Here is a 15,185-nt window from a genome sequence, read left to right on the forward strand (position 1 = left end):
GACCGCATCCGGGTCAGACAGCAGGATAGCGAGAAATATCGCCTTCGTGGCTGACCATCACCCGGTTACGGCCATCATCTTTGGCCGCATATAACGCTTCATCTGCCCGCCTTAACAACGACTCTTTATCATCCGTATCGCTCAGCGTTGCCACGCCGAGAGAGACGGTCATCGCGCTGATAAACGGAAATGACGTCATACTGACGGCCTCACGGATACGTTCTGCCATGGCAGCCGCATCGCTCAGTGCAGTGCCGGGAAGCAGCAAAATAAACTCTTCGCCGCCAAAGCGGCTCACCACATCCAGCGTGCTGCATCGCTTACGCAGCAGGCCTGCCAGGCTTACTAACACCTCATCCCCGGCATCATGCCCGTAGCGATCGTTGATCTTTTTAAAGTGATCGATATCGATCGCGATGGCGCTTTGCACCCGCTCCTCACTGTGCTGTTCCGCCTGGACATAAAAGCCACGACGGTTATTCAGTCCGGTCAGCGGATCGGTCATGGCTTTATCATTCAGATCGGCAACGTGCCCAGCAACGGCCTGACGGTGTTGCTGAACCGCCTCTCTTAACCTGTCCGCTTCGTTATACCAGGTGTTGACCGATGACAGCAGTTCCGGGCTGGCATCGCTGCCGCCCTCGCGAACCATACCGGCCAGTTTTTCCAGCGGATAAGAGATACGCGCCGCCAGAAAAGCCATGCAGCTCGCCGTGAGGACGATGATGCCCAGGATAAACCAGAATGCGTTTCTGGCCGTATGTATCATCAGGCTACTCACGGTTTCTGACGTACCGGACATAAAGATATTCCAGTCGGTTTTTTGCAGGCTGGCGTAGCCAATAAGGTATTTTTTGCCCGCGTCCTCAATCATAAACTGACCATTTGAGGTTGAAGCCAGTCGTTTTTGCAGTTGCGGGCTCAATGCCATTCGGGTGCCAACCAAAGCAGGATCGTGACTGAAAATAACGAAACCGTCATCACTGACAATACTCACTGAGGTGCCATCACCGTAATAATGCTGGCTCAGGACATCACTTAACATGCTCTGTTTTTTTAGGTAAATGGTGCCACAGATAAAACCGAGATAATGCCCATCTGTCGAAAACAGGGGCTGGGAAAGCAGCACGACGTAATTTCCCGAAGGAGAATTAAAGGGTGAGGAAATAAAAGGTTTCCGGGCCGCGATTGCCTGCTCTGTCTCTGGGGTATCCACCTTTACGCCCATCAGACTCAGGCTTTCAGGCGAAACAGAGGCGATGACGGCATGACGATCCAACACCGCCACCGAATTGAAAAAACCGGACTGCTGGAATAAACGCGTCGTTTCGCGATGCAGCTTGCCGACATCATTAAGATCGACGATCTGACTGGCACTCCATGCCAGCTCTCGCTGGGCAATGGTCAGGTAATGATCGGTTGTATCCGCCAGCTTACGCGCATAGGCGATATTGCTGTCGAGCAGTGACTCTTCGATATTATTCTTCTGAAACAGAAACAACGCGCCCAGCAGCAGACCTGACGTCAGTATGACGCTTCCGATGGATAGTCCGGTAAGGAGCGTTCTTAGATATATTTTTCTGCGATACATATCGGGTTGCGCTGAGAGTGAGTTAAACAAATTTTAACCGCCTCTGCGCCAGACAAACGCGAGAATAAACGCCAGATTACTTGTCTTTAGTGCTGAATGACGTTACGCATTGCTGTAAAAGCAGCCTGATACTCTTTTTTTTGTGTCGTGCAGCATTTCCGCGTCGTGAAGGTGTAATCTGGGCCAGCGGTTACCCAGGCTTTTGGGGGATTATCGTTGCCAGATGTCCTAACCGGATAACCTCTCTGGCGACGTCTCATTCCCCTTATTGATAACCGGAATCATCCGATCACCGCACGGTTGCCTGTGGTTTTCTATGCGCTAATAATGTTCAACACGTAAAACAGACCCCGAGGAAGACCATGATGAAAAGCGCTGTTCTTAGCATGCTGGCCAAGATTTCAAAAATGGATGCCGAAACTAAAGAACTGGTTGCTCAGACAGAAGCGCAGTCACTGTTGCTCAGCGCGTTGACGCTGACCGTTGGCAAAAGTGGCGGTGTTGAAGAGCTGATTTCGGCGATCAGTCAGGCAATTAATACCGTGCTGGAGTCCTCTGACGGCCTGATTAAATCTGACGCGGAGCTTCTGCTGACCAAATTTCAGGAACAGCTCACGCTGACGCGTCTGGTCGATGAAGAGTCAAAAGAGTTTCTGAAAGGCGTGTCCCATAAGTCTCTTTCCTCCGTCTCGAATAATGAAAAAATTACCGACTGCTAGCCACGTCTTCTGACGGCGAGGCATTAAGCGCGTCTGCCTGTTTTTTATTGTGACGCACGTGGTATGGTAATTATTTGCCTCTACGAGGACAAGGTTTGATGAAAAAACAGCGAGTTGGCATTGTGTTCGGTGGGAAATCGTCTGAGCATGAAGTGTCATTGCAGTCGGCTAAAAATATTGTTGATGCCATAGATAAAACCCGGTTTGAGGTTGTGCTGCTGGGTATAGATAAGCAAGGCCAGTGGCATCTTAACGATGCCTCAAACTTTCTGCTAAATGCTGAAAATCCCTCGCTGATTGCCCTGAATCGCACCGCAAAACACGTTGCACTCATCCCCGGTGAACCTCAACATCCACTGATTTCCCGTGATAATGCCCATCCCCTGTCCCAACTTGACGTTATTTTTCCGGTGGTCCACGGGACGCAAGGTGAAGATGGCTCGCTGCAGGGATTGCTGCGGATGGCCTCGCTGCCTTTCGTCGGATCTGACGTGTTGGGTTCTGCCGTCAGCATGGATAAAGACGTCACCAAGCGCCTGCTGCGGGATGCCGGTCTAAAGGTTGCGCCCTGGCTGAGCGTGACGCAGTCACAGAGGCATCATCTGGACACCGAGGCTGTCATCGAACGCTTTGGGCTGCCGCTGTTTATCAAGCCAGCCAATCAGGGATCGTCCGTGGGCGTCAGTAAGGTTGATACGGCGGCAGAGTTACTCCCGGCCCTGGAACTGGCCTTTACCTTTGATCGTAAAGTTTTGATAGAGAAAGGGATTAAAGGTCGCGAGATCGAATGCGCAGTGCTGGGCAATGACAAGCCAGAAGCCAGCCCCTGTGGCGAAGTGGTGGTAAAGGATGCTTTTTATTCTTACGACACCAAATACATCAGCGAAACCGGCGCACAAACGGTGATACCGGCTGACATTCCTGCTGCTGTTGATGATGCGATTCGTCAGGTGGCTCTCACCGCTTTCACCGCGCTGGAGTGTTTTGGTATGGCGCGCGTTGACGTGTTCTACACCGATGACGGTGAGATTATCGTCAATGAGGTGAATACCTTACCCGGTTTCACCAATATCAGCATGTATCCAAAACTGTGGCAGGCGGCGGGCCTGAGCTACCAGGATCTGATCACCCGTCTGATTGAGCTGGCGCTGGAACGCCATCAACAAGGCGCAGCGCTGAAAACCACCGTCAATTAATCGCCTCCAGCGGCGTCTGCTCAGGCAACGTCGCTGGTAACTTCGCTTTGCGTATTGCAGGGGGACGTCTGATTGCGGCCATTTCGCTTAGAGATATAGAGGTTTTTATCCGCGGCGGATATCAGGCGGTTGACCGTCTCGGCCCAGGCGTTACCCGGTTGTGCCTGGCCGTTTGCCAGCCCCAGGCTGACGGTGACGGTGACCGCGTTGCCGTGCAGTAAAAATTTCTCTTTGACGATGCTCTGGCGAATCCCCTCGGCCAGCGAATAAATCATTTCTGGCGACAGGTCGAACTGCACAATCACAAACTCTTCCCCCCCAAAACGACAGATATGGCCGTGATTACCCACTAATGGCGAAATACGCCGGGCGATCTCTTCAAGGACACGGTCACCGGCATCATGACCAAAATTGTCGTTGACCGATTTAAAATAATCCACATCCAGCAGGATGACGCCCACCTTACGTTGCTCAAAGAAGGGTTCATTGCGCAGATGTTCATACAGCCCCGAACGCGACAGGAGCTGGGTGAGAAAATCGTAGTCAGCACGCAGCGCCAGACGTTCATTGAGCTGGCGAATCGCATCCATGCTCACCGCCACGATTAACGGGCTCATGACGATAGTGGCCACGCCCAGACGCGCTGAGGTCAGGTGGCTGATCGGCAGCAGGTTGGCATCGCCCTGAATGTTCATGACGCCGTGCGACACCAACACGATTTGGCTAATGCCGGTTATCAGCGTGATCAGCGTGGTCAGGGGAACCGGTAAGACAATGGCGCACCAGATTAATGCGGGCACCGGGAGCGTGAGGCTGCCCGCGCCGCCCATTAATGCCCCCGTGATCAGGGACAACACCACGGCGATTAACGGGACAAGTTTGCCCAGTTGCAGCAAGCGCCTTGAGAGCATGACGCGCCAGTGTGACGTTAACAGAAACGGCAGCAGCATTAACGCCGTGGAAAACTGCTCGCTGAACCAGTTCATCCACGCGTCAGCAAAGGCCGCGTTAATGCTGCCTACCTGCGCCAGTCCTCCCCAGGTGGCGCAACCGAGCGCCGCCAACAAACAGGCAGGGAAAATACGCAGTGCGTTCGATATGCGCTCACTGCTGGAATCATGCTGATACTGCCGCCCCATCACCATCACGCAAATGATGATAAACAGGATATTGGCCACATTCAGCGTGAAGGCCGGTAACGCCCAGCCCGAAAACACCGCGTCGTTAAATACCATGGCGCTGTAGCACACCAGATAAAAACGGGCTCGATGAAGAAAGGGATAGCGAAGCATCATCCCGGCGATGAAGGCATTCACCGGCCAGAACAGGGATAAGTCATGGGGAAAACGCAGATGTCCGCCGACAAAACAGAACATCAGAGTAATCATAAACAGCCAGAGGGCACTCTTTTTAGTATTGTGCTCTTCAAACAGCTTAACGCGCATACGTCTGGACCTTGTCACAAAGAGGCTTACCATCACGCCGCTCACGGGGTATATGGCGTTATGATCATTTAACCCTGATTCTTGTCTGCGCCATTCAGAGAAAAGCACCCGTAAATGCGCGAACGTTACGGGTTTAACACCCGATACGAGATATAAACATACTGGCAGACATCCTTGCTCATTATGTCTTACAAATAAAAAAATCGGATATCCGAGATATCCGATTTTAAAAAAAAACGACCTGGCTGTTGAGGTCTGCGTGACTATTTAACCGCCACGGGCCACTGACTCAGGCGGATTCCCCGTTTATCAGCATTATCACCAAAATCCTTCAGCACGGCCTTAACATCTGGATCGATGTATTCTGCATTATCGTTATCTACGATTACCACGCTATTTTCGGGTATTTCATCCAGCAAGCCCTGCAGTCTAGGATTGTGCATAAAAGTCAGGTTTTGCTGGAAACGCAAAACGTAGTGGTCGTCGTAACGCGTAAGCTGCAGCGCATTGCGGTGACTCTTGTAGATGCTATAGAGAATCTGTGTCGCAATACCAATCCCAATCCCGACCAGCATGCCCAGCGTGATGATCCCGATAATCGTTGCCAGGAAAGGCACGTACTGTTGTGCCCCCATACGGAACTGCTCGATAAACAGGCGCGGCGCGGCCAGTTTATAGCCGGTGTACAACAGCACCGCCGCCAGGCTGGCCAACGGAATGGCATTCAGCATTTCACTAAACCACATCCCACAAATCAGCAGCATGACACCGTGCAGCAAGATAGAGAGTTTGGTTTGTGCGCCAGCGTTGACGTTGGCTGAACTCCGGACAATGACCGCCGTAATCGGCATAGCCCCAAGGAAGCCCGCCGTCAGGTTACCGATCCCCTGCGCAAACATCTCTCTGTTTGGCGAGGGCGCAGGGTTTTGCGGGCGCAGCTTTTTCAGGGCTTCCTGGCTCAGCAGGGTTTCCAGACTGGCCACCAGCGCCAGGGTCAGGGCAACGATCCAGACCTGCGGATTTTGCCATGCCATCCAGTCCGGGGTTTCCAGCTCCGCCATCATGGCGGAAACGCTGTCAAACGCGGGCAATGAAATGCGCGGTAAAGCGCCGGTGAGCTCAGGGAACAAACGTGCGCCAGCGACCGTGACCACACAGCCAAACAGCACGGCGAATAATGGCCCGGGTATCCACGCCAGCGCCTTGATGCGCTTAATGGGGCCGGTTGTCCATATAAACAGAATGAACAAGCCCACTAACGACACCAGCAGCGCCGACAGCGAGAACGTCATTTCTCCGTTCACCAGCGACACTAACTTCACGCTGCCGCCCGCCCCCAGCGCCACCGGTATCTGCTGCATAATCAGCAGTAAACCAATCGCGGCCAGCATGCCTTTGATAACGCTACCCGGCACTAACGCGATGAAGCGTCCGGCGCGCAACAGACCAAACAGGCACTGTAACAGTCCGGCGATAATCAGGGCGGTCAGGAAGGCGGAGAAGCTGCCCAGGGTCGCCATAGACGCGACGACGATGGTGACCAGTCCTGCGGCCGGTCCGCTGACGGCGAAACGTGAAGGACTGAGGGAGGTAACGAGTATTCCGCCAATAACGCCCGTTAATAACCCGGCGAAAGGCGGCAGCCCGCTGGCCTGTGCAATACCCAGGCAGAGCGGCAGTGCGACCAGAAACACAACCAGCCCTGCCGGCACATCGCGGCGTAAGGTATCCAGATTCATGGTGAAGACTCCTCTGCAGATTGCTGAATCAACTCTTTCAGATGACCCGATTGCAGGTCGTAAACACAGCCAAACACGTCAAGTTCCTGACCAGACTGCCAGGCCTGCCGTACCGGTTCTGTTGCCACCAGGTTGGCGAACTGCACCAGAACATTTGCTTCAACCAGACGATTAAGCATCTCGCTCTCCGTCTCCTGCCCGGCTTCGTGGCTAAGATGGCGTTCTAATCCACTACGCAGAAAGGCAATACGCCGGGCCAGAGCGGAGTCCTCAGTGGCTAACGGGCTGCCCGGCAGGGCTAAGGCAGCCTGAACGCCACCGCAGCCGTAATGACCACTCAACACGATTCGCTTTACCCCAAGGTAAAAAACGGCATATTGCAGCACGCTCAGCAGGTTATCGTCCTCTGCCACAACCATATTGGCGATATTACGATGAACAAACAGTTCGCCGGGATGCGATCCCGTTAATACCTCCGCTGGCACCCGGCTGTCTGAACAACCTATCCATAATGAGTGCGGTTTTTGCTGATATAAGGATTTTTCAAAATAGGCGGGGTTACGCTGGCGGCGCTGTAATGCCCAACTGCGATTTTTCGCTAATAAGGGTTTAAGTGTCGTCACAATCATCTTCTCTCTACGACCGGGAATATCACTTCCTGGCTGACCACGGAGTGAACCCGCTCACTGAATCGCCGCGAACGGGTTACGAAATCTGAAGCTCATCACATTAATAGGTTATAGCGGCTTATGATTACTAATGCACACAGAATATTTTATGCCAGAAACATCCGGCGCTATATGTCAGTATTTTTTCAATAAACGTCATGATCACGTAAATTACCTTAAGAGGTCATACCACATACACATTAAATTACTTTAATTATTTTATATAAAAATCATATAATTAAAAATAAAGCCGAAAAATGAAAACTGACAAATAAATACAAAACCGTTGTCGTTAGTCAGATGGATAAAAAAGAAACAAGGCGAAATGCCAGGATTACTCTTAAATGCAGAATTTATGAATAGCACGATCAACCGCCTTTATTCTGTATAAGCAGTTAATCGAACTTTGTTAAGGGTGAAATTAAAGCAAGAGATGGTTAATTTAATTTGCGTGAAAATAATGACGGCGGTAAGTAAATAATCTCGGCGGCGAGAAAGAGCCTGCCCACGGCAGGCTCATCATATTGACACTTTATTTACCGTTCCAGGCCCTCAGCCGCGCTTCACGGACTGAAAGCTGCTGTTCAGGCGTCAGCTTATTGTAATTTTCTGCCATGCCGCTCTCCCAGTCACCGTAAAGTGGGTTTGGCAACACAATGAACTGGGTGCCAAATCGCGCATGATTATTTTCGACAAACCCCTGACGCTGCGCGTTACCCTGATGCCAGGTCGCCCCGCCAAAATCATTCAGGTTGTCACCGATATACAACACGACGTTGTAGCCGGCGTTTTTAATCGCATCGAAGCGTGCCTGTTTGTTTGAAGAGTCGGTTTTCAGGCTCACCGTTTTTTCACTGACACCGCTGAAGCCAAGCTGCTGAAGGTTGGCCACTGTGGCAGCGTAATCTTTCTGGTCGCGGTTGGAGACATAGAATACGGTGCCGCCATGACTGTTAACATAGCGGGCAAACTCTACCGCACCAGGCACGGCTTTGGCCTGACGCGCCTGCGTCCAGGCCGACCAGGTTTTATCGCTGAAAGGCTGTCCATTCTTCGCCTGCCATGCGCTGTAGGCGCTGTTATCCAGCATGGTTTCATCTAAATCGACAATCACCGCTTTGGGCTTGCCCACCAGCGAAGCCGACTGATCAAAGGCCAGACGTGCACTGTTAAACGCCTGCCAACTGAGCGCCTGATATTCACCTGACTGCTGGAACCAGTTTAACGCCAGCACCGATTGCTGCCCCAGTTGCTGTTGTGCCTGCTGCTGGGAAGGGTGTGCACAACCCGCAAGCGCCAGCGCAACCACGGCCGACAGCGCGAAATTCACTGAATTTTTCATCGATTCATCCTAAGGTGTGAAAGATTTGAGTGGGTAACGCTTCAAAAATGTAGCAGTTAACGTAAGCTGATGGCAGCAGATTGCACGCTGTCCTGACAGGAGAAGAGGATGTCCGCCATGCCGCGTTCGCCGTTACTTGATGCACTCGACTGGGTCGATTATGCTTTTCAGCCCGCTGGCGCGCCGCCGCCTGAGGATGCGGCCTACGGTCATCAACGCCACAGCGCCGTTGTGTTAACCGACATCCATAATATCCCACCTAAACGTTGCGAATCAGATGGCGTGATTGCCACGGGCCATCGGCCGGTAGCGGTGTACACCGCGGACTGTTTACCCGTGCTGTTCGCCGACAGCCAACAGCAACAGGTCGCCGCCGTTCATGCTGGCCTGCAAGGCACGCTGGCGGGCGTACTCTATCGCGCCGTGGAACAACTTTGCGCACGCGGTGCCACGCCGCAGAGCCTGACGGTTGCGATTGGCCCGGCGCTGGCACCCTGCTGTTTCGAGCTGGATCGCCAGCGACTGGCAGACATTGTGCAGTTGCCCGGTATTCCCCTGCCGCTGCGCTATTATCATCAACAGCCGCATAATCCTCAGGCACAGCGCCCCCAGGCCCTGGCCACCCGAGAAGGTATCTGGTTCGATTTACCGCATCTGGCTAAACAGATGCTGACCGATGCCGGGGTTCCGGCGGGGCAAATTGACCAGATTGACCAGTGCACCTACTGCACAACAGAGTCGGGGTCCAGTTATCGCTTTAATACGCACCACAGCAGCGGCTATCGTTCGCGCTATTCATGGATTCGTCGACGCTGAATCCAACGTCATCGGTTATACCTGCCCTGCTCCCTCAGCCGACGGTTTGGCACCTGACTGCCCCATCGGGTATGGCCGCTTTTATGATGCTTCTCACACCCTGATGCCATTTCACTTTTTTTTAACAAAGAAATGGTTAAAGCTAACTCATCCGACCACTTTATCTGTGAGTGATTATGACTGCGCTGTCCTCCCACTATCCTGCTTTGTTTACCCCGCTTGATCTCGGTTTCACTCAACTCAGAAACCGTTTTTTGATGGGATCAATGCATACGGGCCTTGAAGAGCGTGAAGATGGCGCGGCCAGGCTGGCGGCATTCTATGGCGAGCGGGCACGGGAAGGCGTGGCGCTGATCGTAACGGGCGGCGTGTCACCGAATCCGCAGGGCGTGACCGCCGAACACGGTGCTGTACTGAATGACGACGCACAGTGTGACTGGCACCGACAGATTACCGCAGCGGTACATCAGCATGGGGGGAAAATCGCCCTGCAGATATTACACACCGGTCGCTACAGCTTTCAGCGCGATCTGGTTGCCCCCTCTCCGATACAGGCCCCCATCAATCGCTTTACCCCGCGTGAACTGAGCGATGCCGAGGTTGAACAGACCATTGCCGATTTCGCCCACTGTGCCCGGCTCGCCCAGAAGGCGGGCTACGATGGTGTGGAAATCATGGGTTCCGAAGGCTATCTGATTAACCAGTTTCTGGTGCAGCATACCAACCAGCGCCATGACCGCTGGGGCGGCGATTTTACCGGACGCATGCAGTTTGCCCTGGCGATTACCCGCGCGGTACGCGCGGCAACCGGCGACCGCTTTATCATTATCTTCCGGCTGTCGATGCTGGATTTAATTCACCACGGCAGCACGTTAGAAGAGACCCTGCGACTGGCCAGCGAGCTGGAAGGCTGCGGTGTGACGCTGTTTAATACCGGTATCGGCTGGCATGAGGCGCGTATTCCGACCATCGCCACCTGCGTTCCCCGCGCCGCCTTTGCCTGGGTCACGCGTCGTTTGCGTCAGCATGTCGCCGTGCCGGTGGTGGCCACCAACCGTATTAACCATCCGCAGGTCGCCGAGCAACTGTTGCAGGAGGGCTGTGCGGACATGGTTTCGATGGCGCGACCTTTCCTGGCCGATGCCGCCTTTGTCAGCAAGGCGCAGCGCGGGGATGACAACAGCATCAACACCTGTATCGCCTGTAATCAAGCCTGTCTGGACCAGATTTTTGCCGGTCATGTCACTTCATGTCTGGTTAACCCGCGCGCCTGCCATGAATCCCTGATGCCGGTGACACCAGCGCAGGCACCTAAACGGCTGGCCGTCGTGGGTGCCGGGCCGGCGGGCATGGCGTTTGCCTTGCAGGCGGCAGAACGGGGACATCAGGTGACACTTTACGATGCCGCGCACGACATCGGCGGGCAGTTTAATATCGCTCGTCAGATCCCCGGCAAAGAAGAGTTCAGCGAAACCCTGCGCTATTTCCGCCATCGTCTGCCCGCGGCGGGCGTGGTGATCAAAACAGGCTGTCGGGTGAATGCCGCGATGTTAGCGGACGCCGATGAAGTCATCCTTGCTACCGGCATCAAACCGCGTACGCCTGAGATTCCCGGCATACATCATCCCAGCGTGCTGAGCTATCTGGATGTGCTGGCGGATAAACAGCCGGTCGGCGCGCGCGTGGCGATTATTGGCGCTGGCGGTATTGGCTTTGATACGGCGGAGTACCTGTCACAGCCGCCACAGACGGAAACCCTGGATGATTTTTATCGTGAATGGGGCATCGATCATAGCCTGACGCAGCGTGGTGGTTTGGTCCCCCCTGAGCCGCAGCGCTCGCCACGTCAAATCTGGCTGCTCCAGCGCAAGCCTGGCAAACCCGGTGCGACGCTGGCGAAAACCACTGGCTGGATACACCGCAGCAGCCTGCTGTCACGCGGCGTTGAAATGTGGGGCGGTATTGAGTATCTGGCGATTGACGATGAAGGGCTACATATTCATCGTGACGGCGAACGTCTGGTGCTGGCGGTGGATAACGTGATTATCTGCGCCGGTCAGGAGCCGCAACGCGAACTGGAAGCGGCCTTAAGGGAGAGCGGCAAGCCAGTGCAGGTGATTGGCGGGGCCGATGTCGCACAGGAGCTGGATGCTCGCCGGGCAATCGCTCAGGCCACCGCGCTGGCGTTAACGCTTTAGTTAACGCATTTTCACGGCGCGCAGCACCACAAATTTTTTGTTAGAGGCCACCAGCGTGCAGTTGCCAAACAGCTTTTTCAGCTTGTGGTGATAATCAAGGTGACGGTTGCCGACAATGCGCAGCTCACCACCATATTGCAGGCAGCGCTTAGCATCGCGGAACATCTGCCAGGCCAGGTGGTCGGTGACGGCGTGCTGCTGGTGGAACGGCGGATTGCACAGTACCGCATGCAACGTATCAGACGGATAGCCACTCAGCACATTGTTCACCTGGAACTGGCAGCGCGACAGATCGTCGGGGCGGTTGACCTCAACGTTTAACCGGCTGGACGCCACCGCCATATAAGACTCATCAAGGAAATGCACCTCGGCCTCAGGGTTCTGCGCCAGCGCCATCAGCCCGATCACGCCATTACCACAGCCCAGATCGACGATTTCGCCGTCGATATTTTCCGGCAGATGCTGCATAAACAAGCGCGCACCGATATCCAGGGATGACCGGGAAAACACGTTGGCGTGGTTGTGAATCTGATAAGGCGTTCCGTCCAGCGGCCAGACGTGGGTGAGCGATTTCTCGCGCAGTTCTGGCTGGGTGAACTGGCTGTAAATCACGCGCGCTTTTTTTACGGCCAGCGAGGTTTTGGTTTCACCGATAATCTGTTCAAACAGTTGCAGCGTTGAGGTATGAATCTCTTTCGCGCGTCCCGCTGCCAGCACAACGGTTTCAGGGGTAATGACCTGACGCACCGCGCGCAATTGCTGCTCCAGAAGGGCCAGGGTTTTCGGGATTTTGATCAACACCAGTGCCGGGGCGGCAGGAAGGGCCGCCAGGCTGTCGAGGAAATGGACCTCGCTGTCATCCTGTTCATTGAGGCGCAGATTCTGGCGAGTGGCCTGCTGACTCAGCCAGGAGTCACTGATATGCCACACTGGACGTGCATTAAGCGCGCAGGTTAATGCGCCGAAGCTGTCGTTAAAAATTAACGCCGGGCCAGACGGCAGGCTTTGCTGCAACAGATATTCATCAGCGGCATCCCAGGCTTGTAACGGACTTTCGTCACGCATCTGCGGGAAACGATGCAGGATCAGTGTGCGATCGTTCAGTTCAAGTTGGCTCATGAATTCTCCGGCGTGGTACACTTTGGTTGATTTTCGCCCCAAAAAGGGGGCGCAGTATACTGTCTTTCGCCGGGAATCTCTAATGTCCTCACTTATCTATCTTCAGGGTTATCCTGAGTCCATCCTTGAACAGGTGCAGACACTCATCGATCGTCAGCGGTTAGGCCCGGTGCTACAACAGCGCTATCCCGATATGCATGACGTAATGAGTGATAAGGCGCTGTACGACTTTACGCTGGCGCTCAAAAACCGCTATATGCGAAATGCCCCGCCGATTAACAAGGTGATATGGGATAACAAGATTAAGGTCATGAAGCATGCGCTGGGCTTGCACACCGCCATATCACGCGTGCAGGGCGGCAACCTGAAGGCCAAAGCCGAGATCCGTATTTCGACGTTTTTCCGCCAGGCACCCGAACCCTTTTTACGGATGATCGTGGTGCATGAGCTGGCGCACCTGAAAGAGAAAAACCACGATAAGGCGTTTTATCAGCTCTGCTGCCATATGGAACCGGACTACCACCAGCTCGAATTTGATGCGCGCCTGTGGATGACCGAGCAGGCGATGCGCGGCAACGCGGCTTAGAGAAACTGCTGGGCTTTCTGAATCAGGCTGGTTTTCGTCAGCGCCCCCATAAAACGGCGCTCCTGCGGATTATTCAACACCGGCAGGCGTTCCAGCGTTACCGCCGCAAAGGCTTCCCATCCTTCCCGTATACTTTGGTTTTGATAGGCCACCGGGAAATCTTCGTCCATGACGCATTCAACCGGTGAGTCCAGGTTAATCTCCTGCGCCAGCACCCGGCGTGAAATTTCATGAATCGACACCACACCAAGAAAAGCCCCTGCCGCATTGATCACATACACATAGCGCTCACGCTTCAGGGAGCTCACCGCCAGCGCCTCTCCTACCGATGCCTCCGGCTGGAGCGCTGCCCCCGGAATAATCAGCTCGGCGATGCGCATATTATCGAAATCATATTTCGCTTCAGAGCGGTTAAAATGGTGAGTAACGACCGGATAGGTGCTGGCCATTTGCAGGCGATAAACCACCATTGTTGCCAGCACGGAGGCAATCATGACCGGAAACAGCAAACTGCTGTTGAGCGTCATTTCCAGCACCATCAGCATCGCCATCAAAGGAGCCTGACTCACCGCCGCCAGCACGGCCGCCATGCCCACGGCGGCGAACAGCAAGACGTTGTGAAGGGGAAGATGCAGCGCCACGCCACCGAGCGCGATAACCATGCCCAGCAGCGCACCGATGAGTAAGGACGGCGTAAACAGTCCGCCCACGGCATTGGAGCCCACAGAGAGGCTGGTCGCCAGCATTTTTAACACCAGCAACAGCAGTAATCCCGACAGCAGATACTGCCCCGCCATTACCTTGACGATCACTTCATAGCCATTGCCCAAAATATCGGTAGAGATCAGCGCCAGCAGGCCCACGGCGAATCCCCCTGCCCCAAGCCGCAACGGCAATGAGGTGACCCGACTGAACAGCATTTTAGTACGTGCAATCAGGCGAATCAGAAGCAACCCCGCCAGCCCGGACAGCAAACCGATCAGGACAGTAATCAGCAGGCTGTTGATATCCATGGTGAAGCTGACATCCGCCAGCGGATAAAGCGCATGACGGAACCCCATCGCCCACATGGTCATTACCGCCACGGCCGATGACACCACCAGCGGGATCAGACGCTGCAGCGCCGACATGCCAAAGGCAATCTCTGCCACGAAAATAGCCGACGCCAGCGGCGCATGATAAACCGATGAAAGACCGGCGGCGGCGGCCATGGCAACGACATCACTGTTTTTTAACTGCAATGAGCGGGGCAAGACACGACCGATTATGCTGCCACACAGGGCGGCGAGCTGGACCATCGGGCCTTCTTTACCGATTGAGGCGCCGCTGCCAATACTGGCTATCGACGACAGCGCCCGAAAAAGCGAGGTTTTGGTCGGAACAGCGTCAAGGCGGGCATTAATCACTTCGAGATAGTCCGTTTTTACGGTTTGCTGCTGCTCAATCGCCACCGCATAACGCAGGAAGAATCCCGCCAGCAGGCCGCCAACACCGACCAGAACCGGCCAGAATATCCAGGGCCAGAGATGCAACGACTCGGTGATATCGTTGCTGCGACCAAACAGCAACTGATTGATAAACTCAATGGTTTCGCGGAATAACAAGGTAACTAACGACGCCGCACAGCCAACGGGAATGGCAATAAGCAATGTGGTCCAGTTTAGTGCGTGTTTACTTCCTTTCACCTGCGCTCCCAGTCTTGTGCTTAACGTGCGTTATCCAGCCATATTATTGGAATGGAGATCTCAGGATCAACGTCTGGCGTT

The 15,185-nt window shown here is 54.3% G+C and carries 12 protein-coding genes; 5 read left to right on the forward strand and 7 right to left on the reverse strand.

Translation table 11 applies throughout. The features are described from left to right. Positions 1–13: 13 nt before the first annotated feature. Complete coding sequence (locus A6A26_RS02400) at positions 14–1,591, reverse strand: sensor domain-containing diguanylate cyclase (RefSeq protein WP_063877322.1); 1,578 nt, start codon at positions 1,589–1,591, stop codon at positions 14–16. Positions 1,592–1,956: 365 nt separating this feature from the next. On the opposite strand from A6A26_RS02400, the gene iraP reads away from it, so the two are divergent. Together iraP and ddlA are read left to right on the forward strand one after the other, a co-directional pair. Next, entirely contained in the window at positions 1,957–2,310 is a 354-nt protein-coding gene (gene iraP, locus A6A26_RS02405) for an anti-adapter protein IraP (protein ID WP_063877323.1), read from the forward strand. Positions 2,311–2,408: 98 nt separating this feature from the next. Further along, a complete protein-coding gene (gene ddlA / locus A6A26_RS02410; RefSeq protein ID WP_063877324.1) occupies positions 2,409–3,506 on the forward strand; it encodes a D-alanine--D-alanine ligase in 1,098 nt (365 codons plus the stop codon). Between the two features lie 20 nt (positions 3,507–3,526). Here the strand turns inward: ddlA and A6A26_RS02415 are convergent, their stop codons facing one another. The 4 genes from A6A26_RS02415 to A6A26_RS02430 all read right to left on the reverse strand — a co-directional run bounded on the left by A6A26_RS02415 (position 3,527) and on the right by A6A26_RS02430 (position 8,700). Then, positions 3,527–4,951 carry a GGDEF domain-containing protein gene (locus A6A26_RS02415; protein ID WP_063877325.1) on the reverse strand — a complete coding sequence of 475 codons (1,425 nt, stop codon included), beginning with the start codon at positions 4,949–4,951 and terminating at the stop codon, positions 3,527–3,529. 263 nt (positions 4,952–5,214) lie between these two features. Next, positions 5,215–6,690, reverse strand: coding sequence for a SulP family inorganic anion transporter (locus A6A26_RS02420; RefSeq protein ID WP_063877326.1), 1,476 nt, complete (start codon positions 6,688–6,690; stop codon positions 5,215–5,217). Beyond that, entirely contained in the window at positions 6,687–7,319 is a 633-nt protein-coding gene (locus A6A26_RS02425; RefSeq protein ID WP_063877327.1) for a carbonic anhydrase, read from the reverse strand. The genes A6A26_RS02420 and A6A26_RS02425 overlap by 4 nt, the downstream gene beginning before the upstream one ends. Positions 7,320–7,890: 571 nt before the next feature. Continuing rightward, positions 7,891–8,700, reverse strand: a complete 810-nt coding sequence (locus A6A26_RS02430; protein ID WP_063877328.1) for a 5'-nucleotidase, lipoprotein e(P4) family — start codon at positions 8,698–8,700, stop codon at positions 7,891–7,893. Between the two features lie 108 nt (positions 8,701–8,808). Between A6A26_RS02430 and A6A26_RS02435 the strand changes: the two genes are divergently transcribed. Continuing rightward, positions 8,809–9,516 carry a purine nucleoside phosphorylase YfiH/LACC1 family protein gene (locus A6A26_RS02435; RefSeq protein ID WP_063877329.1) on the forward strand — a complete coding sequence of 236 codons (708 nt, stop codon included), beginning with the start codon at positions 8,809–8,811 and terminating at the stop codon, positions 9,514–9,516. Between the two features lie 176 nt (positions 9,517–9,692). Then, positions 9,693–11,714, forward strand: coding sequence for an NADPH-dependent 2,4-dienoyl-CoA reductase (locus A6A26_RS02440; RefSeq protein WP_063877330.1), 2,022 nt, complete (start codon positions 9,693–9,695; stop codon positions 11,712–11,714). Here the strand turns inward: A6A26_RS02440 and rlmG are convergent, their stop codons facing one another. Next, a complete protein-coding gene (rlmG, locus tag A6A26_RS02445) occupies positions 11,715–12,833 on the reverse strand; it encodes a 23S rRNA (guanine(1835)-N(2))-methyltransferase RlmG (protein ID WP_063877331.1) in 1,119 nt (372 codons plus the stop codon). It lies immediately after the preceding gene. A gap of 82 nt (positions 12,834–12,915) precedes the next feature. On the opposite strand from rlmG, the gene A6A26_RS02450 reads away from it, so the two are divergent. Beyond that, positions 12,916–13,419 (forward strand): M48 metallopeptidase family protein, encoded by a 504-nt coding sequence (locus A6A26_RS02450; protein ID WP_063877332.1) that lies wholly within the window; start codon positions 12,916–12,918, stop codon positions 13,417–13,419. Here the strand turns inward: A6A26_RS02450 and A6A26_RS02455 are convergent. Continuing rightward, the gene (locus A6A26_RS02455; protein WP_063877333.1) at positions 13,416–15,104 is read right to left on the reverse strand and encodes a chloride channel protein; all 1,689 of its coding nucleotides are present in this window, start codon (positions 15,102–15,104) and stop codon (positions 13,416–13,418) included. The genes A6A26_RS02450 and A6A26_RS02455 overlap by 4 nt on opposite strands. Between the last annotated feature and the right edge of the window lie 81 nt (positions 15,105–15,185).

It is taken from the genome of Pantoea sp. OXWO6B1, assembly GCF_001641135.1.
Lineage (GTDB): Bacteria > Pseudomonadota > Gammaproteobacteria > Enterobacterales > Enterobacteriaceae > Pantoea > Pantoea allii.